Origin of the sequence: Mesorhizobium hawassense, from assembly GCF_003289945.1 — a bacterium.
Lineage (GTDB): Bacteria > Pseudomonadota > Alphaproteobacteria > Rhizobiales > Rhizobiaceae > Mesorhizobium > Mesorhizobium hawassense.
This window is the reverse complement of the sequence record NZ_QMBP01000020.1, coordinates 90,071-111,289: the sequence shown is the minus strand read 5'-3', so window position 1 is coordinate 111,289 and position 21,219 is coordinate 90,071. Positions and strand designations below refer to the sequence as shown.

The window sequence follows — 21,219 nt, the reverse complement described above, 5'->3', positions numbered from 1 at the left end:
GCATTGCGCTGCCGGGTGTTGGCCTCCAGGATCTCTTTACAGCTCCTGCCTCAAAGAGGCTTCGGCGTCCTGGTCGGCTTTCGCGAAAGAAAACTCGTCGCGGAATTCGAGGGGTCTAGACAGGAAATCGGCCGCGGAGTCAAGGCCAATGCATGTCGCGCGAAAGTGCGCAGCGGTTTTGCGGCAACGACATGCATCAAAAACAAATTGCTCAAATCAAGGCCGAAACGCCGCGATCTGCGGCGCCTATAGCGGGCTTCGCCCGTTCGGGCCGACCCGCAGCGGCGAACGCCGATGCAAAAGCAAAAGCACCGTCAAAAGCGTGCTGACGATGCCGATGGCGGCGATGAGCACGGCGTCCAGGCCGGTCCAGTCGGGGCCTTCGAGAGGCTTGGCGTTGAGCAAGGCGAAGCCATTGTAGCCCTCCTGGTGCGAGATCAGCAGGAAGCCGGTCAGGTTGTTGCCGAGATGGGCGCCGAAACCGGCGCCGAGGTTGCCGGTGACATGGACCAGCAGCGTGAGCAGCAGGGCAAAGGTGCCGATCGAGATGAAGACGCTGGCATTGATGGCAAATGTCGAGGTCGTGTTCCAATGCAGCGACGTGAACAGCAACCCGGGCAGCACCGCCCAGATCAGCGGGCTTCTGAAGCGATAGGCGAGCCCGCGCAGCAGATAGCCGCGAAACAGCATTTCCTCCGACGAAGTCTGCAGGAAGGCCAGCAGCGCGATCGGCACCAGGAAGAGCAACCAGGACGACCACGCGATCGGTCCGCGCGCGATCTCCGGCTGCAGCCAATAGAGCAGCACTTCGGAGAAGAGCGAGGTGATCAGCACCGCGATCAACCCCTTGAGGAAATCGCCGCCGGCAATGCGGCGACTGAAGCCGAAGAGAGCTGACAAAGGCTCGCCATGCACGAAGCGCATCGCCACCCACAGGCCGATCCAGATGCCGGCAAAGGAGGTCAGGGCGCTCAAGATTCCGATCGGCGATGCCAGGAAGTCCTGCATGTAACGGCCGGTCGAGGGGCCGGGGAGACGCCAGACGATATAGGCATAGGTGCCGGCAAACAGCACCAGGGCTGTCGCGGCCATCCAGAAGGCAACGACGATCGCCGTGCCGAAAAACAGGCGCAGCAAGGTGGTCTTTTCGTTAGGCGAGCGGCGATAGCCCTCGAAGGCGGCATTTTCGATCGTCACGCGGCTCCCCTGCCGAACGCTTTTGGCGGCACGATCTTGGAGATCAGTGGTTACCGTGCGATTACCTCCTCGCTGCGAGCAACACGGCATGCGCCAACGAAAACGGCCGCCATGGCTGGCGGCCGCTCCTTTCGCAGCAATCTCGCCTATCGGCGCATCACATAGACGATGCGCCGCGTGCCCGGATCGACCAGCGCCGGCTGGTTGTTCACATAGACATAGCGATAGTTGTAGTCGGGGATCTCGCGCAGCTCGACCGTGTCGGGCAGCGTCGCGCCGGTCACCACCTCGCCGTCGAGATAGACCGGATCGACCCGGTGCGTGGCGACGTAGGTGCCGACCTCGGCCGGCGGTCTCCCGATCGACTCGATGGCATCGGCGTCGTCGCCCGGAATGATGGCGCCGGTGTAGGTGTCCGTGGTGTAGACGTTGTCGGTCGGCGGCGCGACGATGGCAACGCCGGCGTCGGCCGGCCGGCGTGTCAGCACCACGCGACTACCGCCGAAATCACCCGTTACATAGTCGGAATAAATCCAGCCTTTGCCGCCGGCTTCGGCGATCGTGCACCATTTGCTGCCTTCGATGCATCCAACAAGAGTGGCCGCCTGACCGGCCGCCAGCACACCGATGACCGGGTATTGCGGGCCAGGACCGGCGCGGACATTCAGGTCGGCAACCGCCGAGACGGGGGTATCGGCGAAAGCGGCGCCCGATATGGTGAGCAGCGCACCGGCAAGCGCCGGAAACAACACGCGTTTCATGGTTTCTCACTCCGTTTTTCAACGCTCCCTCGGGCTCGGAAACGAAACAGAGCCATATGCGTTCCGGCTAAAGCGCCCTTCGCCCGCTCACGAATTGTTCCGGTTTTTCGGCGAATCGGTCAAAAGGGCGTGAGCAGGCCGAGCTATTTCGGGGTCTTCCAAGGCGCTTTTCGCCTATTTGGCCGCGAATTGGGCAATGACCTGCTTTCGCCCGACGGCCTAGCGGCGCCGCAGATCTGGATCAGTGGGCCGGCGACATGCTCGCCGGCGAAGAATATCTTTTCCGTCACCGGCGTATGAGGCAAGCCCGCCACAGTTAGCCCTTGATCGTAGGCGAATTGCCTGTCTTTCGCCAGTGTCGGGCGCCGCGCCCCCCGGGGGGGCGGTGACAACCGGGCGTTTCGCTGGCAAATTCGCAACCGGGACGTGATTCAGGCAATCAGGAGAGAAAGGCATGGCATTTTTTGCCAAGGGTAGGATTTTTGTGGCCGCCGCGGCGGTGGTGGCGGTGCTCGGGCTGGCGACAGGCGCTGAGGCCGCGGCCAGTTGCGGCAAGAACGGCGCCGGCTTCGATGCCTGGAAGCAGGACTTTGCCGCCGAGGCCAGAGCCAACGGCGTCGGCCAAAAGGGCCTTTCGGCATTGGCCGGGGCGACCTACGCGACTAGGACGATTTCGGCCGACCGCGCCATCCACAAGGCCTTCAGCGGCTCGGTCGAAGCGTTCATGAAGCGCCGTGGCGCTTCCGCGATCATCTCGCGGGGCCGCGCGCTGAAGAAGGCGAACGCGGCGATGTTCGCCAATATCGAGCAGACCTATGGCGTGCCGCCGGGCGTGCTGCTTGCCATCTGGGGCATGGAGACCGGCTTCGGCGCCTCGATGGGCAACCAGAACACGGTCTCGGCCATCGTGACGCTTGCCTATGACTGCCGCCGCCCGGACTATTTCACCCCGCATGCCATCGCGGCCCTGAAGCTGGTCGATCGCGGCGCGCTCAGCGCCTCCTCGGTCGGCGCCATGCATGGCGAGATCGGCCACACCCAGTTCCTGCCCGGAAACGTGCTGAAATACGGCGTCGGCAGCGGCAATCTGCGCGACCGCAACACCGCGCTCGCCTCGACCGCCAACTTCCTCAAGGGGCATGGCTGGCATGCCGGCGCGAGCTACGAGGCAAACATGGGCGCGATCGCCGGCTGGAATTCGGCAAGCGTCTATCAGCAGGCCATCGCCCAAATCGCCGAGGCGATCGACGCCAACTGAAAGAACTAAATCCGCTGCAACGAAAAGCCCGGCTCGCGCCGGGCTTTTTTGATATGGGCAGGAGTTGATTCCAATCCCCCGGAACGACGACTCTCAATAATGCGCGTAACCGCTCAACGGGCATTTCTGGGAAACGGGAACCTGGAATGTGCCGTCAATACCGCTGCAGTTACGGTATCTGAGCGACTGCGGCGCCGAGGCCGGATTCGCGCTGCGCCTGGCGTCCATTTGTGTCGGTTGGTCGCCATGCGCGTAGCCGCTCAACGGGCATTTCTGGGAAACGGGTACGTGGAAGGTGCCATCAAAGCCGCTGCAAGTACGGAACTTGGATGACCGCGGGGCTGGCGTAGCCGGCATAGGCCGGCCGTCTGTGTCCATTTTGGTCGGTTGGTCGGCCCGCGCATAGCCGCTCAACGGGCATTTCTGGGATGCGGGAATCTGAAACGTGCCGTCAATGCCGCTGCAGGTGCGGAACTTGGACGCCGGCGCCGCCAGGGCCGGCGCGAACTGCAATCCGCCGAAGACGACCGCAGCCGAAAGAATGAGAAAAATACTGCACTTCACTATCGAAATCCCTCCGCTCCACCATGTTGCCCGGCAGTCTGTCGGTCACTTACCCTTGATGACCTTCCAGATCTCGGTCGGCTGATCGAATTGCAGCCTGTTTATATCGGAGTAACTGATGCGCCCGGTGCGAACGCCGTCGAAAAGGCGCTGGCAGAAGAGCGCCGGCATGCGGTCCAGCGACACTCCCATGAAGGAGGCGAGTTGGTGTTTGACCGTAAGATTCCAGACGCGGGAGGATGCGACGCATTTGGCCAGGTTCGGTTCTGGCGGCTTCGTCCCTGCTCTCGCCGTCTGACATCCGACCGCGACCACTGTTGCGGTCAACAGTAACAAAATTCGATTCTTCAAATCCAAACCCCCTGTCCCGCGAACAAAGTAACCGATACCGCGGGCAGGTCAACAGCACAGGCGTTGGGCCAGGGTTTGTTATATTAGCGTATTGAAATAAAAACCCGGCGTTTCCGCCGGGTCGTTTGTTCGCCGCCGTATCGGCGAAATATCAGTGCTTGCGATTGCGCGCCGCCAGCGTCCGCAAGCGTAGTCCGTTCAGCCGGATAAAGCCTTCGGCGTCCTTCTGGTCGTAGGCGCCGCGGTCGTCCTCGAAGGTGACCAGAGCGTCGGAATAAAGCGTCTTCTTCGACTTGCGGCCGGTGACGATGACATTGCCCTTGTAGAGCTTCAGCCGCACCGTGCCTTCGACGTCTTCCTGGCTCTTGTCGATCATCGCCTGCAGCATGACGCGCTCGGGCGAGAACCAGAAGCCGTTGTAGATGAGCTCGGCATAACGCGGCATGAACTCGTCCTTGAGGTGCGCCGCAGCCCGGTCGAGCGTGATCGATTCGATCGCGCGGTGGGCGGCGATCAGGACTGTGCCGCCGGGCGTCTCGTAGACGCCGCGCGACTTCATGCCGACGAAACGGTTCTCGACGAGGTCGAGGCGGCCGATGCCGTTGTCGCGGCCTAGGTCGTTGAGCGCCGCCAGCATGGTGGCCGGCGACAGTTTCTTGCCGTTGAGCGCGATTGGATCGCCCTTGAGGAACTCGATCTCGATTTCGGTGACGGCGTCCGGCGCGTCCATCGGCGAGACGGTGCGCTGATGCACGAATTCCGGCGGCTCGCTCCACGGGTCCTCCAGCACCTTGCCCTCGGAGGAGGAGTGCAGAAGGTTGGCGTCGACCGAGAACGGCGCTTCGCCGCGCTTGTCCTTGGCCACCGGGATCTGGTGCTGCTCGGCGAAGTTGATAAGGTCGGTGCGCGACTTGAACGACCAGTCGCGCCAGGGCGCGATGACCTTGATGTCGGGGTTGAGCGCATAAGCCGACAGCTCGAAACGGACCTGGTCGTTGCCCTTGCCGGTGGCGCCGTGGGCAATGGCGTCGGCGCCGGTCTCTTTCGCGATCTCGACCAGGTGCTTGGAGATCAGCGGCCGAGCGATCGAGGTGCCGAGCAGATAGGTGCCTTCATAGACGGTGTTGGCGCGGAACATCGGGAAGACGAAGTCGGCGACGAACTCCTCGCGCACGTCGACGATTCGGATGTCCTTGATGCCCATCATCTCGGCCTTCTTGCGGGCCGGCTCCAGCTCGCCGCCCTGGCCGAGATCGGCGGTGAAGGTGACGACTTCGGCGCCGAGCTCGGTCTGCAGCCATTTCAGGATGATGGAGGTGTCGAGGCCGCCGGAATAGGCGAGCACGACTTTCTTGACGTTCTTGATCTTGGACATTTTGGCGGTTCCGCGGGGAAAGTTTCGCGGGCGAGGTATCACGGCCGTTCCGGGCGGCGCAAGAGACGAAGGGGCGCCTGGTTATGGCACAGGCTGGGCCAGATGTTTGGCCCGGCAGATGCTGGCGCGGCAAAAGGCGCAGCGTTACAGGCTAACGCGACCTATCCCGAGGCGACCCATGTCCTTCATTCCCGATACTTCGCCGATGGTGCTGGCGGCCGAAAAATTCTCCACGGCGATGAAGGCAAGCCCGCGCGTCACGCGCGTGGTCGACTATCTCTTTGCCGGTGTGTTCTCGGCCTTCGCCCTCAAGACCATCACGGCGCAGGCGAAATAGCGTCAGGCTTCCAGGTCGGGCAGTGCCTCGCGGCGCCAGCTTCCGGCCCAGCGGCCGGCTGAGAGCCAATAGAAGATGCCGCCGACCACGCCTGCGCCGATCATGGCCAGTCTGGCGTTGGTCGCGGTGACATCGAAGTTGGGGTCGGCGACGCGATGGACGAAGCCGAGGAAGGCAAGCGCGATGACCGTGCCGCCGAGCGCGTAGAACAGCCAGTCGCGCCGCCCGAGGACTTCGGCGATCAAAATGACCAGCGCCGCCGGTATGAAGGCGAAATACGCGACGAACAGCGCCACGAAGGGCACCGAGAAATAGAGCGACGCGGTCGCCGTTGGGTCGGGATCGGCCGGCGTGTAGCCATGATGCGCCAGGAACAGGATGTTGAGGAAGGCGCTCGCCGCCAGCGAGGCGACGAGATAGCCGACCAGGATGACGGCGAAGCGGACGAGGTAGGCGATGATGCGCCTCATGCGGCTTGTCCTGCTATCTGCAGGAATCGGCTTTCGGCCAGCCGATAAACAGTGCTTCCCAGACCTCCAGCCATGATCAGGGCGACCAGCACGTCAAGGCCAGGGGGCCTCTCAACGCGCGGGTGGTCGGCGTACATGACGGCAAACATAAAAATCCCGACCAAAACCCCGGTGAAAGCGAACATGATCCGGTGCCTCGTGCGCAGAAACCGGGATACGACAACCATCGGAATTGCCAGCGGCGCCGCATAGACAGCCGCCATCAATGTTCCAACGAACAGGACCGCGAACCCGTCCGGGCCGGACAGGAACATGGGAGGGCGGTGCCATGCCAAGCTATCGAATGTCAGAACGACGAAAGCCACGGTGAAGGCAGCCAGAAGATAGCAGAGAGATGTCGCCGCCAATCGCCTGACGAATCTCACGCCTCGCCGTGCCCCGCGATCATCATGGCTTCGAGCGCCAGGCGGTCGACCTTGCGCATGCGCTCGGACTCCGACTTCAGCTGGCCGCAGGCGGCGAGGATGTCGCGGCCGCGCGGGGTGCGGATCGGCGAGGCGTAGCCGGCATTGTTTATGTAGTCGGCAAATTTCTCGATCGTCTCCCAGTCCGAGCACTGGTAGTTGGTGCCGGGCCAGGGGTTGAAGGGGATCAGGTTGATCTTGGCCGGAATGCCCTTGAGCAGCTTGACCAGCGCCTTGGCGTCCTCGAGCGAGTCGTTGACGTCCTTCAGCATCACATATTCGAAGGTGATGCGCTTGGCGTTGGAGAGGCCGGGATAGGCCTTGCAGGCGGCGATCAGCTCTTTCAGCGGGAACTTCTTGTTGATCGGCACCAAAAGGTCGCGCAGGTCGTCATTGGTGGCGTGCAGCGAGATAGCCAGCATGACGCCGATCTCCTCGCCGGTGCGCGTGATCTCGGGCACGACGCCGGAGGTCGAGAGCGTGATGCGGCGCTTCGACAGCGACAGGCCGTCGCCGTCGGAGGCGATCAGCAGCGCCTTCTTCACCGCCTCGAAATTGTAGAGCGGCTCGCCCATACCCATCATGACGATGTTGGAAACTTTTCTGCCCTCGGCCGGCACGATGGCGCCGTCCGGCGTGTCGCGGTCGGGGAAGTCGCCGAGCCGGTCGCGCGCGGTGAGAAGCTGCGCCAGGATCTCTTCCGTCGTCAAATTGCGCACCAGCTTCTGCGTGCCGGTGTGGCAGAAGGAGCAGGTCAGTGTGCAGCCGACCTGGGATGAGATGCAGAGCGTGCCGCGGCCTTCCTCGGGGATGTAGACCGTCTCGATCTCGACCGGGCGGCCGGCGCCGCGTGGCGGAAAGCGGAACAGCCATTTGCGCGTGCCGTCGGCGGAGATCTGCTCTTCGACGATTTCGGGGCGCGACACGGTGAAATGCCTGTCGAGCTCGGCGCGCAGATCCTTGGAGATGTTGAACATATGCGCGAAGTCCGAGACACCGCGCACATACATCCAGTGCCAGAGCTGCTGAGCGCGCATTTTGGCCTGGCGCTCCGGCACGATGCCGGCACTGATGAGGGCTTCGCCGAGCTCGGCGCGGGTCAGGCCGATCAGCGACGGCTTCTCTGCGGTGCGAGCGCGCAAGGCGTCACGGGCGCCTTCGACGGTAAGATCAAGCGAAATGGTCATGGTGGCGCCAATATAAGCGATTTGCGGCCGATTTCAGCATCGGCCAGACAGGAAGCGCGGCGCATAGCACAGCTTGACCGCGGAGTCATGCGCGGGCGGGTCAAGGCGTGGCGGCGTCGGTGGCCTCCGCCTTGCGGCGATGGCCGCTGACCTGGGCGCCGTCTTCCGGGTGCAGGAAGAAGAACCCCGGAATGGGAAGCAGCGGGATGACCGCCGTCAGCAGGAACGCCCAGTGGAACTGGTCCGCCGTCGGCGCATGCACCTGGCTGGACACCAGGCTGAGCACCATGGCGGCGATCGAGACGCCGAGCGAGACGCTGAGCTGCTGCAGGACGCCGCCAAGGCTGGTGGCGCGGCTGAGCTTCTCCGCCGGCAGGTCGGCATAGGACAGCGTGTTGGACGACATGAACTGCGCCGAGCGGACGATGCCGAAGCAAAAGACGTAAAGGCCGATCGCCCAGTGCGGCGTGTCGGCATGGAGCAGAGAAAAACCCGCCACGGCAAAAGAGCCGACCACCGCGCTGCCGGTCAGCACGGCCTTGAAGCCGAAGCGCCGCAACAGCGACGCCAGCAGCGGCCGCATCAGAAGCGCGCCGAAACTGCCGACGAAGGTCAGCGAGCCGGAGGTGACCGGGCTCATGCCGAAGCCTACCTGCAGCATCAGCGGCAAAAGGAAGGGCGCGCCGTTGAGGCCGATGCGACACAGCCCGCCGGCCAGCGTGCCGACCCAGAAGGAGCGGAAGCGGAACAGCGTCAGATCGACCGCGGGCGCGGCGACGCTGCGAGCATGACGGCCGAAGGCCAGCAGCAGCAGGACGGACGCGGCCAGCACCAGCACGGTCGCCAGCGATGAAATGACCGGACGGCCGATATTTTCGAGACCGAATTGCAGCAGCGCGGCGCCTGCGCCCACCATGAGGAAGCCGGCGAAGTCGAAAGGCTGCGCTTCGTCGTCCTGGAAATCGTCGACGAAGCGCAAGGCGGCGAAAATTCCGATCAGGCCGAACGGCACATTGACGTAAAAAATCCAGCGCCACGACGCGTACGTGGTGAGCAGGCCGCCGAGCAGCGGGCCGATGACGGGCCCGACGATCGCCGGCAGGGTCATGTAGGTCATGGCGGTGATCAGGCCGCTGCGCGGAAAGGAGCGCAGCAGGATCAGCCGCCCGACCGGCGTCATCATGGCGCCGCCCAGGCCCTGCAGCGCGCGCATGGCCAAAAGCATGCCGACGCTTTCCGCCGCGCCGCACAGGACCGAGCCCAGGGTGAAGGTGAAGAGCGCCAGGGCAAAGATTTTGCGGGCGCCGAACCGGTCGGCGAACCAGCCGCTGACCGGAATGAAGACGGCTAGAGTCAGAATGTAGGTGGTGATCGCGAGGTTGAGCCGGACCGGGGTGGTATCGAGGCTCTGCGCGATGGAGGGAATAGCGGTGGTGAGGATGGTGGAATCGAGCTGCTCCATCAGGAAGGCGATGGCGACGATCGACGGGATGATCAGCTTGAGCCGGGGGTCGCGCTCGGTCGCAAAAACATGCTGTTCCAATGGTCCGCCAGTTCCGTCGTGCAGGAAGCGGCGGCTCGATCGTGAGCCGTCCGCAATCAAACCGGCGGTCACGTCGTGCAGCCCAGCCGGCCCGGACCCCCACCGCACCGGACTGCTTTATGTCTCGACCGATGCGAGAGGGTAGCGATTTCGACTGGCAGGGAGGTCAACAAATTTTGACCCCCGCTTGCGCAAGGCGGAACGCGACGGCTGATCACATATTCGTGTTGATGTAACCGATCGAAGCGCATCCGCGAACCTGAAAGGGGCGACCAATGCCCCTCAACAATGGGAGTTTTCCGGATGCATTCGATCAAATTCGTTCTTGTCGCCGGCCTCGTCGGTCTTTCCGCCGCGCCGGCCTTCGCCGAAGACACGATGGGCACAATGACCATGATGAAGGGTGGGCAAGTCACCGCGATCATGCCGGACGGTCACATGGGCACCATGATGCCGGACGCCAAGATGAGCGCCGACATGATGAAGAAGGCCAAGCCCATCAAGCACTGCATGATGATGATGACCGACGCCAAGGGCAAAGCCTACATGATCGACACGTCGACCAAGAAGGCCCAGGCCGAATGTGAAAAAATGGCGATGTAATCGCGCCGATCCCGCGTCCTGACCTCCCCGCCGGCCGGTACGCCGGCGGGTTATCCGCCATCCGGCAAGGCCCCGTGCCGTGACCCTCGAGCCGCGTTCCTTGACTTGGCCGGCATGACACCGGGCCTTTCCTCGCGGGGTTGATCGGCTCGGCGAGTGTGCTAGGGCGGATCACCATCAAGAGGACGGTCATGGCCGGCATATCGCGAAAATACCGCATGCTGCGGCGTTCCCAGGCCATGTGGGTGTCGCGGCGCGTCTGGCAGCCGCGTCTCGTCTTCTGGGCAGGCGCCATCTCGATCGGCCTGATCAGCGTCCTGTTCGCCCTGCTCGCCGACCGGGCGCAGGCCCTGTTCCATCTCATGACCGGCAATGCGGGCGGCTGGCGCTTCTATCTGCCGCTCGTGGTGACGCCGCTCGGTTTCGTCCTTTGCGCCTGGCTGGCGCATTCCTTCTTCCCGGGATCGCAAGGCAGCGGCATTCCGCAGGCGATCGCGGCGCGCCATCTGCGCGAGGAGGACGATCGCAGCCGCATCCTGTCGCTCCGGCTGGTAGTGGGCAAGATCGCGCTCACCATCGTCGGCCTCGCCTGCGGCGCCTCGATCGGCCGCGAAGGCCCAACGGTGCAGGTCGGCGCTTCGCTGATGCTGCAGGCTGCGCGCTGGGGCGGCATGGCGCAGGCGCGCGGGCTGATCCTGGCGGGTTCGGCCGCCGGCATCGCCGCCGCCTTCAACACGCCGCTGGCCGGCATCGTCTTCGCCATCGAGGAAATGGGCCGGGCCTATGAGGCACGCACCAACGGGCTGGTGCTGACGGCGGTGATCCTGGCCGGCCTCGCTTCGCTCGGGTTGCTTGGCAACTACACCTATTTCGGCGTCGCCAGGGACACGGTCGCCTTCGCCGCCGACTGGCCGCTGGTGCTGGCCTGCGGCATCATCGGCGGCGGTGTCGGCGCGCTGTTTTCGCTGCTGGCGCTGAAAATCATGCGCCGCATCCGGCGCTGGAACGGGCTGCAGCCGCTGCCGCGCACGCTGGTCGTGGCGGCCGTTTGCGGGCTCGCCGTGGCCGCGATCGGCCTCGCGTCGGGCGGCTTGACCTTCGGCACCGGCTACACCCAGGCGCGCGGCGCGATCGAAGGCATGCCGCTGCCGGCCTTCTTCTTCGTCGAGAAATTCGCCGCCGGCCTCTTGTCGATGGTGTCGGGGATACCCGGCGGCCTCTTCGCGCCTTCGCTGGCGGTGGGCGCGGGGCTGGGCAGCACGCTCGGCCTGATCTTCGGCGCGGCCACCGGCACCGCGGCGCTGCTCGGCATGGCCGGCTATTTCGCGGGTGTCGTGCAGGCGCCGATGACGGCCTTCGTCATCATCCTCGAAATGACGGGCAACCATGACAATGTGATTGCGCTGATGTGCGCCGCGGTGCTGGGTTATGGCACGGCCAGGCTGGTCTCCAACGAGCCGCTTTATCATGCGCTGTCGCGGGTGTTCGTGGCCGAGGCGATCCGGCGGCGCAGAGCCGAGGCCATACCGGCACAGAGCTGAATCACGCATTCAGAAATAAAAGCCGGGCTTGGAGCCCGGCCTTTTTGGTCAGATCTGGCTCTTGCCTATTTGCACTTGGCGATCGAGGACAGCGCGGCCGAGATGCCCTTCAGCGAGAATACGTAGGAGGTGGGGTTGCCGCGGCCGGACTTGGCCTGCACCTTCATGTCGGTGCCGGTCTTCATGGCGGCGATCAGCACCGGCTCCTCGGCGGCGTTCTCGACCCAGGCGGACTTGCCGCGGGTGAACATCGAGAACGACTTCTTGTCGATGGTGACGGTGGCCTTCGAGCCTTCCTGGAAGTTGTAGCCGGCGATGAACTGCGGCTCGTAGGAGACCTGCTGTCCGGGCCGCTGGCTGACGAAGAAGAACATGTCGCCATGGTCGAGCGTCTTCGGCTGCTTGTCCGTGGGCACGGTCAGCACGTAGCAGACCTTGCCGCCGGCCGACTGATAGCTGTAGGTGCCCCAGGCATTGTGCTGGCCGATCTTGGTCGCCTGCTGTGCCAGCGCCGGCGCGGCGAAGGCGGCCACCAGGACCAGGCTGGAAACTGTAGCAATCAATCCGCGCATCGTTCTTCCCGTATTCCAAATGGTGCGGAGGCGGGCCGCCTGGCGTCCTGCCGTCGCTTCATTTTGATTTAATCAGGGTTACCAAACGGTGAATTGTCCTCGAAGAAAAGGAACTCACCCCAGGAAACCGCCACCATTCACGCCGCCACCGTTGAAAGCGGCTGGCGCGACGTCCCGGCGCGGAGTTGGAGGCCACGAAAACGGCAAGAGTTTGTCTTTTCGGACGCGCTGATCTGCGGGCGCGAAGCCAAGGCTGAAAGCGCGCCGCGCTTTAAGTCCTTGCTTTGATGCATGTCGTCGTCCCAGAACCGCTGCGCACTTCTGGGCGACATGCATTCGGTCAGTTCCTGTCGGCCAGCGCGTCCCTGGCAGCCTGCCTGTGGGCCGGCGTGATATGAGCGCTGACGGCGGCGATGGCCGCGGTCAGCACTGCAAGATCGTCGGTATAGCCGAGGCCGACGACGAAATCGGGAATGAAATCGAACGGCAGGACGAAATAGCCGAGCGCGCCGAACAGGGTAGCCTTGGCGCGCAGCGGCGTGTCCTTGTCCATGGCGCAGTAATAGGCGGCGACCACTTCGTCCATGAACGGGATCTGCCGCGCCGCCTTCTTGGCGGTGCGCCAGAATTTCTCGCGGACCTCACTTTCGCTGGCGAGCTTGTCGCCGAAGCCGAAGAAATCGAAACCGGTGCCTTGCGCCATGCATCTCTCCTTGGCGGCCGGGCGCATCGTTGCGCGCCGGCCCGCCGCGACAAAATGTGGTGAAAGCGCCAGCCTGCTACAAGAGTTCACCCGAAATAGCGGTTCATCCGCTTGGCGAGCTCGATGTCGAGCGCCGTCACGCCGCCGGCGTCATGCGTATTCAGCGTCACGTCGACGGTCTTGTAGACATTCGACCAGTCGGGGTGATGGTCCATCTTCTCGGCCGCCAGAGCCACGCGGGTCATGAAAGCGAAGGCCTCGGAAAAATTCTTGAACACGAAGCTGCGTTTTATCGAGGCGCCGTCCGTGGCCAGCGACCAGCCGCCGAGTTCGGCAAGAGCAGCGGTGACGGCGTCCTTGCTGAGTTTTTCTCTCGTCATAATGATTTCCCGTGCTATCTCGAATTTGACCCCACCATAATGCAAGTCGCCCAAGGGTGCTTTGCGGTTTTGGGGTTCCAAATGCACAAACGGCGCATATCGAATGAGCGTAAAGCCCATAAATTCCATTCTGTTCGTCTGCCTCGGCAACATCTGCCGGTCGCCGCTTGCCGAGGGCGTGTTTGGTGCCGTGCTCGCCGAGCGTGGAGCAGAGCAAGCCTTCGTGCTCGCTTCGGCCGCGACCAGCGGCTGGGAGGTCGGCTCGGCTCCGGATCCGCGCTCGATCGCGGTCGCCGCCGAGCATGGCGTCGACATATCAGGGCAAAGGGCGCGCAAGGTACTGCCGGAGGATTTTTCGCGTTTCGACCTGATCCTCGGCATGGACCGGGCCAATGTGCGCGACCTCAAGGCGCTGGCGCCGCAGGCCGCACGAGATCGCATCCATCTCTATCTGGAATTTGCGACCGGAAGCGGACGAGACGTGCCGGATCCCTATTATGACGGCGACGAGGCCTTCGCCTCGGTCTATCGCATGATCCGCGAGGCGTCGGAGGCGCTGGCGAAGCGGCTCGAGGCCAGCGTTTCGCCGACCAGCGGCCAGGCCTCCTCGACGATATAGGGGCCGCCGCCGACCGAATCGCGCGACGACATCAGGACGAAGCGGCCAACGCGGAAGGGCTGTGCGGAAAAATTGCCGCGCGCCGAAAGATATTGCGCGACGTCGATCGGGCTCCCGTTGCGCAGGCGGGCAAGCGTCACATGCGGCGAGAATTTGCGCGGATCGGCCGGCAGGCCGAGCCGCTGGCAGATGCGGTCGATCTCGCCCTGCAGCGCCGTCAGGTCGGGCGAAGCCGACACGCCGGCCCATACCGCGTGCGGCTTCTTGCCGCCGAAGGCGCCGACGCCGGAGAGCGTCATCTGGAAAGAGGGGCGGTGAACCCTGTCGAGGGCGTTGGCGATCTCGTCGGCGACATGGCCCTCGACATCGCCGATGAAGCGCAGCGTCAGATGGTAGTTTTCGACATCGATCCAGCGCGCTCCGGGCAGCCCGCCCCGAAGCAGGGAGAGCGAGAGAGCAGCATCACGCGGAATTTCGAGGGCGGTGAAAAGACGTGGCATGTGAAGCCTCCTGTCCTCGAATCGAAACTCTCAGCCCTAGCGAATCATCGATGCAAGCGCGGGGCAAGCGGTTTGTTGTCCACAGGGTTTCCCCAGCGGAAAGCGTGACATTCCGGACTCACGACGCGCCCCCATTGTCGGCGATCGCTTTCTGGACCACGGGCAGGATGCGCTCGACCATGACGTCGACACCCCGGGTATTGGGATGCAGACCGTCCTCCAGCTGCAGGTCCGGGTGGCCGGCGACGCCGTCGAGGAAGAACGGATAGAGCGGCGCGCCGTATTTTTCGGCGAGCCGCGGATAGATGGCGTCGAAAGCCTTCTGGTAGTCGCCGCCGAGATTGGGCGCGGCGCGCATGCCGGCCAGAAGCACCGGGATCTTGCGCTGCTTCAGCTTACCCAGCATGGCGTCGAGGTTCTTCTCTGGGATTTCCGGCGCTACGCCGCGCAGCATGTCGTTGGCGCCGAGTTCGAGGATCACCAGCCTTGTGCCGTCCGGCACCGACCAGTCGAGCCGCGCCAGGCCGCCGCTCGAGGTGTCGCCCGACACGCCGGCATTGGCGACGGTGACGTCGAGGCCCTTCGCTTTCAGGGCCGCCTGCAGCCGGTCGGTGAAACCCTGGCCCGGGCCAAGGCTGTAACCCGCCATCAGGCTGTCGCCGAAGCCGACGATGGTGAAGGTATCGGCACGCGCCGACGAAATGGCGCCGCAAAGGGTGAAGAAGAAGATGAGGGCAGCGAAAACGGCAGGGGTTGCGGCAAAACGATGTTTGAATGCCATGCGGCGAGCCCCATATGACCGGAACAATCCAAGGAAGGAGACACGGATCCGTCTCCTTTTTCCACATATAGGGCGCTTTCATTGTGACAGAAGCCGTCATCATGCTGAGGGACGTATCGCTGACGCTCGGCGAGGGCGCGTCCTCCGTCCACGTGCTGAAGGGCGTGAGCCTCGACGTGGCGGCCGGTGAAGCCACCGGCATTGTCGGCCCGTCGGGCTCGGGCAAGTCTACCCTGCTCATGGTTCTGGCCGGCCTGGAAAGGGTCGATTCGGGCACGGTACGGATCGACGGCGCGCTGCTCAACGGCAAAAGCGAGGACCAGATCGCTTCGTTTCGTGGCCGAAATATTGGCATCGTCTTCCAGTCCTTCCACCTCATTCCGAATATGACGGCGCTCGAGAACGTCGCCGTGCCGCTCGAGCTTGCCGGCCACGCCGATCCGTTCGGCGTCGCCGCGCGAGAGCTCGCGGCGGTCGGCCTGAGCGACCGTGTGACGCACTATCCGGGCGAGCTATCGGGTGGCGAGCAGCAGCGTGTGGCGATCGCCCGGGCGCTGGCGCCGTCGCCGCGCATTCTGATTGCCGACGAGCCGACCGGCAATCTCGACCAGGCGACGGGAAAGCAGATCGCCGATCTTCTGTTCGCCAAAGCGGCGGAGCGCGGCATGACGCTGGTGCTGGTGACGCATGATCCGGCGCTTGCCGCCTGCTGCGCGCGGCAGGTGTCGATGCGCTCGGGACGCATCGAGGACGCGCCCAAGCCGGTGAAGGTGCCGGCCTGATGCGGACGTTGAAGCTCGCCATCCGCTTCTCGCTGCGCGAGATGCGCGGCGGCCTGTCCGGCTTCATGATCTTCCTGGCCTGCATCGCGCTGGGCGTCGCGGCGATCGGCGGCGTCAATTCGGTGGCGCAGGCGATCTCCGCCGGCGTCGCCGATCAGGGCCAGACGCTGCTTGGCGGCGACCTGCGCTTCCAGATCAACCAGCGCGGCGCCTCGGACGCCGAGCTCGGCTTCATCAAGGGCCTCGGCGCGGTTTCGCGGACTTCCGGCATGCGCTCGATGGCGCGGCTGGAGGACGGCTCCGACCAGGCGCTTGTCGAAGCCAAGGCGGTCGACGATTCCTATCCGCTCTATGGCGCGCTCGAAACCGATCCGGCGCTGCCGAAAGAACAATTGTTCGGCGAAAGGTCCGGCGTCTTCGGCGCCGCCGCGCCCGATTTGTTGTTCGAGCGGCTCAATCTGCACATCGGCGACCGGCTGAAGCTCGGCAGCGCCGTTTTCGAGCTGCGGGCCAGGCTGGTCAGCGAGCCGGATGCGGTGTCCGACGGTTTCGGCTTCGCGCCGCGGCTGATGATCTCCAGCGAAGGCCTAGCTGCTTCCGGCCTTGTGCAGCCCGGCAGCCTGGTCGAGAACGCCTATAAGGTGAGGCTGCCCGACGGCACGTCCGAGGCGCGGATCAAGGACATCCAGGCGCAAGCCGCGAAGGATTTTCCGCAGGCCGGCTGGTCGATCCGCACGCGCAGCAACGCGGCACCCGCGCTCTCCGCCAACATCGAGCGGTTTTCGCAGTTCCTGACCCTGGTCGGGCTGACGGCGCTGGTGGTCGGCGGCGTCGGCGTGGCGAATGCCGTGCGCGCCTATCTCGACGGCAAGCGCGGCGTCATCGCCATTTTCAAGAGCCTCGGCGCCTCCGGCGGCTTCGTCTTCAGCGTCTATCTCGTCCAGATCCTGTTGATCGCCGGCCTCGGCATCGTGCTCGGGCTCGCCCTTGGCGCCGCCATGCCGTTCGTGGCGAGCGCGCTTCTGCAATCGGTGATCCCCGTGCCGGCGCAAGGCGGCTTTTATCCGGGGGCGCTCGCCATGGCGGCGCTGTTCGGCCTGCTGGTGACGCTGGCTTTCGCGCTGCTGCCGCTCGGCCGCGCCCGCGACGTGCCGGCAACCGCGCTGTTCCGCGAAATGGGATTCGAGAGCCGCGGCCTGCCGCGCCTGCCCTACGCGGGCGCGGCGCTGGCGATCGTCGTCGCGCTGGCGGCGCTGGCGATCCTTTCGGCCAACGACTACCGCATCGCCTCGATCTTCGTCGGCGCCACCGTCTGTGCCTTCCTGGTGCTGCGGCTGGTGGCGGTGCTGGTGCAGTGGCTCGCCAGGAGAAGCCCGCGCGTGCGCTCGGTCCCGTTGCGGCTGGCGCTCGGCAACATCCACCGTCCGGGCGCGCTGACGCCGTCCGTGGTGCTGTCGCTCGGGCTCGGGCTGACGCTGCTGGTGACGCTGGCGCTGATCGACGGCAATCTCAGGCGGCAGATCTCGGGCAGCCTGCCGGAACGGGCGCCGAACTTCTTCTTCGTCGACATCCAGAGCGGCGACGTCGATGCCTTCACCAGCCTGGTCGGCAAGGAGGCGCCTCGGGGAACGCTGGTCAAGGTGCCGATGCTGCGCGGCCGGATCATGGCGCTCAACGGCGTCGACGTCGACAAGGTGAAGATCCCGGCCGACGGCGCCTGGGTGCTGCGCGGCGACCGTGGCCTGACCTATGACGCGAAGCAGCCGGAAAACGCGACGCTGACCGAAGGCGCCTGGTGGCCGCGGGATTATTCCGGCGAGCCGCTGGTGTCGTTCTCGGCCGAGGAGGGCAAGGCGATCGGGCTGAAGCTCGGCGACAGCGTGACCGTCAATGTGCTGGGGCGCAACGTCACGGCGAAGATCGCCAGTTTCCGCCAGGTGCAATGGGAGACGATGGGCATCAATTTCGTCATGATCTTCTCGCCCAACAGCTTTGCCGGGGCGCCGCATGGCTGGCTGGCGACGTTGACCGACAAACAAGCCACCACCGCCGACGACGCAAGGCTGCTCAACGCCGTCACCCGCGCATTTCCGGCGGTAACGACGGTGCGCGTCAAGGACGCGCTCGACATCGTCAACCGGCTGGTCGCGCAATTGGGCACGGCGATCCGCACTGCTGCCGGCGTGGCGCTGATCGCCTCGGTGCTGGTGCTTTCCGGGGCGCTTGCCGCCGGCAACCGGGCGCGCATCCACGATGCGGTGGTGCTGAAGACGCTCGGCGCGACGCGCCGGACGCTGATTGCCGCGTTCTCGCTGGAATATGTGCTGATCGGCCTCGCGACCGCGCTGTTCGCGCTCGCCGCCGGCGGCATGGCCGCCTGGTTCGTGGTCGCGCATATCATGACGCTGCCCTCGCATTTCATGCCGGAGGTCGCGGTGGCGACGATCCTAGTTTCGCTGACGGTCACCGTCGGCATCGGCCTCGCCGGCACCTGGCGAGTGCTGGGTCACAAGGCGGCGCCGGTGCTGCGCAACCTCTGACAAGGGGTCTCGAGGCCGCCCGTCCGGTTAATTCTTTGTAAGAATGTCTGATGCAAGGCCTGAAAACCGGCCTTTTGCCTTTTCACAAAGGGTTACGGCCCGTTACCGTCTTGTTCTTGACGTCAAGAACCATCATATTTCGCGGCAGGCATGCTGGAGCCCTGCCAGCGGCGCCTGGTCCCCAAGAGACCTGTCACCGGACGGGGCAGAAGCAACAGAGGATTTCCAATGGCTGATCCCATTCGCAACTTCCAGACGGGCGCCGCCTCCGGCGCGCGCGTCGATATCGATCAGGGCCTGCGCGCCTATATGATCAAAGTCTACAACCTCATGGGGCTTGGCCTGCTCATCACCGGCCTTGCCGCCTGGGGCGCCTTCCAACTCGCCATCACCGGCGACGGCCAGCTGACCGCGTTCGGCCAGCTCATCTACGCCAGCGCGTTCCGCTGGGTCGTCATCCTGGCGCCGCTCGCCGCCGTGATGTTCCTGTCGTTCCGCATCCAGTCGATGAGCGTAGGGGCGGCGCAGACCACGTTCTGGGTCTATGCCGGCCTTGTCGGCCTGTCGCTGTCGACGATCTTCCTCGTCTACACCGGCACCAGCATCACCCAGACCTTCTTCGCCACGGCCGCGGCCTTCGGCGGCCTGTCGCTCTACGGCTACACGACCAGGCGCGACCTCTCGGCGTTCGGTTCGTTCCTGGTCATGGGCGTGATCGGTCTGTTGATCGCGATGCTGATCAACATCTTCCTGCAGTCGTCCGCGCTCGGCTTCGCCATCTCGGCGATCGGCGTGCTGGTGTTCGCCGGCCTCACCGCCTACGACACCCAGGCGATCAAGGAGATGTATTATGAGGGCGACCAATCTGATGTCGCCGGCCGCAAGGCGATCATGGGCGCGTTGAGGCTCTATCTCGACTTCATCAACCTGTTCATGTTCCTGCTGCAGTTCATGGGCCAGCGCCGCTAAAGGCGGTTGGCCGGTCCTGCTGGACCATAGATTCGCGAAAGGGCGGCCCAACGGCCGCCCTTTCCTTTTGCGCGCCCCTCTGCTGTCATCGAGGCAGAAAAACAAGCTGCACAAATTATGAGCAATATGGAAATCAGAGCCGCGACTGCCGCCGACCTCGACCGAATCACCGAGATCTATGCCGACGCGGTCAGGCACGGCACGGCTAGCTACGAGCTTGAGCCCCCCAGCCGAGCCGAAATGGGTAACCGATTCGACAGCTTGGCCGCTGGCGGCTTTCCTTATATGGCGGCGGAGAAGAATGGCGTCGTGCTCGGCTATGCCTATGCCGGGCCGTTCCGGCCGCGCCCGGCCTACCGGTTCGTCATCGAGGATTCGGTCTATGTCGCGCCCGAGGCCAAGGGGCAGGGCGTGGGCTCGCTGCTGATGCTGGCGCTGATCGAGACGGCGCGCGCGGCGGGCTTCCGCCAGATCATCGCTGTGATCGGCGACGGCCACGCCGACAGCGCTTCGGTGCGGCTGCACGAGAAGCTCGGTTTCCGCCATTCCGGACGCCTGGAAGGGTCGGGCTTCAAGCACGGACGCTGGCTGGACACGGTGTTCATGCAGCTGTCTCTGAATGGCGGCGCCGACCTGCCGCCGGATCCCGAATCGCTGCCGGAGCGGAGATTCCGGGCTCAAAAGGAATTGAGGAACTGAAGAATTGGAGAACTGAAGAAAAACGAAGGCCACACCGGGCGCGCCAAGCGCCTTCTTTCCTCAGTTCTTCATTTCCCCTTCCCGCTCAGGCCTCGACGACCCTCAGCTTGGCATCGAACACGCCAAGGACGCGGCCGAGTTCCTGGCCGCGCTTGAGGATGCGACCGCCGGCGGCGATGACGGCGAAAGCGCCTTGGCGGCGCGCCAGCCTGGGGTCCTTGACGATCTGGAACAGCGGCACTTCGCTGGCGCGGCGGAAGACGGAAAAGACAGCGCGATCAGTCAGATGATCAATCGCATAATCGCGCCATTCATTGGCCGCCACCATGCGTCCGTAAAGCCTCAGGATCTGGTCGAGTTCGCGCCGGTCGAATCGCACCGGCTGCACGAGGCGCGCGTTGCGCGCCTCGTGCAACGGGATCAATATTCCGGATGCTTCCCCATCCTCCGTCCCGCTGCTGTGATCGGTCATGCCTCGATCCTTCGATTGAATCATGCGCCGGCCAAGGTTCGCGCTTTCATGAGGGAATTGCAAGGGCGCGATCGAATGGCAGGGGCCCAAGCACGCGCAGGGTCGCGCGGTTTCCCAAACGTCCAGTCACGTTTGCGAAACACATGTTGGAATTGGTGATACTTCGCCACATTGTTGCCACAAATAATCCGCGCTCATGCCCCAATGTCCGACGAATTTACCGGCGTTGCCTGAGACGGTTCGGTCCGGCACCGGCTCGTAAACCCCAAGCCCCCCGCCCACGGGTCAGCGTCGGATCGAACCAACCTCGGTTTTTCCTTGGAAAAATCAGGTGCGACGATCCCAAAACCTGAATGACCGGCGTCAGAAGCAAGCTGACGCCGGTTTTTTCTTTTCTTCTCCCTCATGGGAGAAGTTGGCCGAACGAAGCTCGGTCGGATGAAGGGTGTTGAAAGGAATAAGGCAGCGGTGGTTTCGGGCTTGTGGCCGAGCTGGAGCGCTCCCTAATCCGTCTCGGCGCTGCGCGTCGATTCACCCCCCGCCGGATTCCC

General features: G+C 64.3%; 23 protein-coding genes and 1 pseudogene. 9 read left to right on the top strand and 15 right to left on the bottom strand.

From position 1 onward, the window contains the following. Positions 1-246: 246 nt before the first annotated feature. Positions 247-1,197 carry a CPBP family intramembrane glutamic endopeptidase gene (locus DPM33_RS29995; RefSeq protein ID WP_112100993.1) on the bottom strand — a complete coding sequence of 317 codons (951 nt, stop codon included), beginning with the start codon at positions 1,195-1,197 and terminating at the stop codon, positions 247-249. Between the two features lie 146 nt (positions 1,198-1,343). Next, positions 1,344-1,958: a DUF1236 domain-containing protein gene (locus DPM33_RS29990; RefSeq protein WP_112100992.1), complete on the bottom strand. Its 615-nt coding sequence runs from the start codon at positions 1,956-1,958 to the stop codon at positions 1,344-1,346. 454 nt (positions 1,959-2,412) lie between these two features. Here DPM33_RS29990 and DPM33_RS29985 point away from each other — a divergent pair, with 454 nt between their 5' ends. Then, positions 2,413-3,216 carry a lytic murein transglycosylase gene (locus DPM33_RS29985; RefSeq protein ID WP_112100991.1) on the top strand — a complete coding sequence of 268 codons (804 nt, stop codon included), beginning with the start codon at positions 2,413-2,415 and terminating at the stop codon, positions 3,214-3,216. A gap of 93 nt (positions 3,217-3,309) precedes the next feature. Here the strand turns inward: DPM33_RS29985 and DPM33_RS29980 are convergent, their stop codons facing one another. From DPM33_RS29980 to DPM33_RS29975, 3 genes are all read right to left on the bottom strand, one after another. After that, positions 3,310-3,780 (bottom strand): hypothetical protein, encoded by a 471-nt coding sequence (locus DPM33_RS29980; protein WP_245442472.1) that lies wholly within the window; start codon positions 3,778-3,780, stop codon positions 3,310-3,312. Positions 3,781-3,825: 45 nt separating this feature from the next. Beyond that, complete coding sequence (locus DPM33_RS35970; protein ID WP_146770343.1) at positions 3,826-4,137, bottom strand: hypothetical protein; 312 nt, start codon at positions 4,135-4,137, stop codon at positions 3,826-3,828. Between the two features lie 145 nt (positions 4,138-4,282). Further along, positions 4,283-5,506: an argininosuccinate synthase gene (locus DPM33_RS29975; RefSeq protein WP_112100989.1), complete on the bottom strand. Its 1,224-nt coding sequence runs from the start codon at positions 5,504-5,506 to the stop codon at positions 4,283-4,285. Positions 5,507-5,693: 187 nt separating this feature from the next. Between DPM33_RS29975 and DPM33_RS29970 the strand changes: the two are divergent. Beyond that, a pseudogene (locus tag DPM33_RS29970) lies at positions 5,694-5,843 on the top strand (LysE family translocator); the annotation flags it as partial. Positions 5,844-5,845: 2 nt separating this feature from the next. On the opposite strand, the gene DPM33_RS29965 reads toward DPM33_RS29970, so the two are convergent. The 4 genes from DPM33_RS29965 to DPM33_RS29950 form a co-directional block, all read right to left on the bottom strand. Beyond that, a complete protein-coding gene (locus DPM33_RS29965; protein ID WP_112100988.1) occupies positions 5,846-6,313 on the bottom strand; it encodes a hypothetical protein in 468 nt (155 codons plus the stop codon). Beyond that, positions 6,310-6,720, bottom strand: coding sequence for a hypothetical protein (locus tag DPM33_RS29960; protein ID WP_112100987.1), 411 nt, complete (start codon positions 6,718-6,720; stop codon positions 6,310-6,312). Before DPM33_RS29960 ends, DPM33_RS29965 begins: the two co-directional genes overlap by 4 nt. Before the next feature lie 14 nt (positions 6,721-6,734). Beyond that, positions 6,735-7,964, bottom strand: coding sequence for a dual-specificity RNA methyltransferase RlmN (gene rlmN, locus DPM33_RS29955; protein ID WP_112100986.1), 1,230 nt, complete (start codon positions 7,962-7,964; stop codon positions 6,735-6,737). Between the two features lie 100 nt (positions 7,965-8,064). Beyond that, the gene (locus tag DPM33_RS29950) at positions 8,065-9,507 is read right to left on the bottom strand and encodes a DHA2 family efflux MFS transporter permease subunit (RefSeq protein ID WP_112100985.1); all 1,443 of its coding nucleotides are present in this window, start codon (positions 9,505-9,507) and stop codon (positions 8,065-8,067) included. Positions 9,508-9,810: 303 nt separating this feature from the next. On the opposite strand from DPM33_RS29950, the gene DPM33_RS29945 reads away from it, so the two are divergent. Both DPM33_RS29945 and DPM33_RS29940 read left to right on the top strand, forming a co-directional pair. Then, complete coding sequence (locus tag DPM33_RS29945; protein WP_112101023.1) at positions 9,811-10,110, top strand: hypothetical protein; 300 nt, start codon at positions 9,811-9,813, stop codon at positions 10,108-10,110. A 191-nt stretch (positions 10,111-10,301) separates the two neighbouring features. Then, a complete protein-coding gene (locus DPM33_RS29940; protein WP_112100984.1) occupies positions 10,302-11,651 on the top strand; it encodes a chloride channel protein in 1,350 nt (449 codons plus the stop codon). 65 nt (positions 11,652-11,716) lie between these two features. On the opposite strand, the gene DPM33_RS29935 is transcribed toward DPM33_RS29940, so the two are convergent. The 3 genes from DPM33_RS29935 to DPM33_RS29920 all read right to left on the bottom strand — a co-directional run bounded on the left by DPM33_RS29935 (position 11,717) and on the right by DPM33_RS29920 (position 13,306). Then, on the bottom strand, positions 11,717-12,223 hold the full coding sequence (locus DPM33_RS29935) for an invasion associated locus B family protein (protein ID WP_112100983.1): 507 nt from the start codon (positions 12,221-12,223) through the stop codon (positions 11,717-11,719). 340 nt (positions 12,224-12,563) lie between these two features. Continuing rightward, entirely contained in the window at positions 12,564-12,926 is a 363-nt protein-coding gene (locus tag DPM33_RS29925; protein ID WP_112100981.1) for a YkvA family protein, read from the bottom strand. A gap of 86 nt (positions 12,927-13,012) precedes the next feature. Further along, the gene (locus DPM33_RS29920) at positions 13,013-13,306 is read right to left on the bottom strand and encodes a 4a-hydroxytetrahydrobiopterin dehydratase (protein ID WP_112100980.1); all 294 of its coding nucleotides are present in this window, start codon (positions 13,304-13,306) and stop codon (positions 13,013-13,015) included. Between the two features lie 103 nt (positions 13,307-13,409). Here DPM33_RS29920 and DPM33_RS29915 point away from each other — a divergent pair, with 103 nt between their 5' ends. Then, positions 13,410-13,925 carry a low molecular weight protein-tyrosine-phosphatase gene (locus DPM33_RS29915; protein ID WP_112100979.1) on the top strand — a complete coding sequence of 172 codons (516 nt, stop codon included), beginning with the start codon at positions 13,410-13,412 and terminating at the stop codon, positions 13,923-13,925. Here the strand turns inward: DPM33_RS29915 and thpR are convergent. Then, on the bottom strand, positions 13,832-14,425 hold the full coding sequence (thpR, locus tag DPM33_RS29910) for an RNA 2',3'-cyclic phosphodiesterase (protein ID WP_112100978.1): 594 nt from the start codon (positions 14,423-14,425) through the stop codon (positions 13,832-13,834). The genes DPM33_RS29915 and thpR overlap by 94 nt on opposite strands. Before the next feature lie 118 nt (positions 14,426-14,543). Further along, positions 14,544-15,206 carry an arylesterase gene (locus DPM33_RS29905; protein WP_112101022.1) on the bottom strand — a complete coding sequence of 221 codons (663 nt, stop codon included), beginning with the start codon at positions 15,204-15,206 and terminating at the stop codon, positions 14,544-14,546. An 83-nt stretch (positions 15,207-15,289) separates the two neighbouring features. Here DPM33_RS29905 and DPM33_RS29900 point away from each other — a divergent pair, with 83 nt between their 5' ends. The 4 genes from DPM33_RS29900 (at position 15,290) to DPM33_RS29885 (ending at position 20,196) form a co-directional block, all read left to right on the top strand. Beyond that, a complete protein-coding gene (locus DPM33_RS29900; protein ID WP_112100977.1) occupies positions 15,290-15,988 on the top strand; it encodes an ABC transporter ATP-binding protein in 699 nt (232 codons plus the stop codon). Next, positions 15,988-18,528, top strand: coding sequence for an ABC transporter permease (locus DPM33_RS29895; protein WP_112100976.1), 2,541 nt, complete (start codon positions 15,988-15,990; stop codon positions 18,526-18,528). The genes DPM33_RS29900 and DPM33_RS29895 overlap by 1 nt, the downstream gene beginning before the upstream one ends. A gap of 228 nt (positions 18,529-18,756) precedes the next feature. Further along, positions 18,757-19,497 (top strand): Bax inhibitor-1/YccA family protein, encoded by a 741-nt coding sequence (locus DPM33_RS29890; RefSeq protein WP_112100975.1) that lies wholly within the window; start codon positions 18,757-18,759, stop codon positions 19,495-19,497. A gap of 117 nt (positions 19,498-19,614) precedes the next feature. Further along, positions 19,615-20,196, top strand: coding sequence for a GNAT family N-acetyltransferase (locus tag DPM33_RS29885; protein WP_112100974.1), 582 nt, complete (start codon positions 19,615-19,617; stop codon positions 20,194-20,196). Positions 20,197-20,281: 85 nt separating this feature from the next. On the opposite strand, the gene DPM33_RS29880 is transcribed toward DPM33_RS29885, so the two are convergent. Then, a complete protein-coding gene (locus DPM33_RS29880) occupies positions 20,282-20,668 on the bottom strand; it encodes a DUF2794 domain-containing protein (protein ID WP_112101021.1) in 387 nt (128 codons plus the stop codon). Positions 20,669-21,219 lie beyond the last annotated feature (551 nt).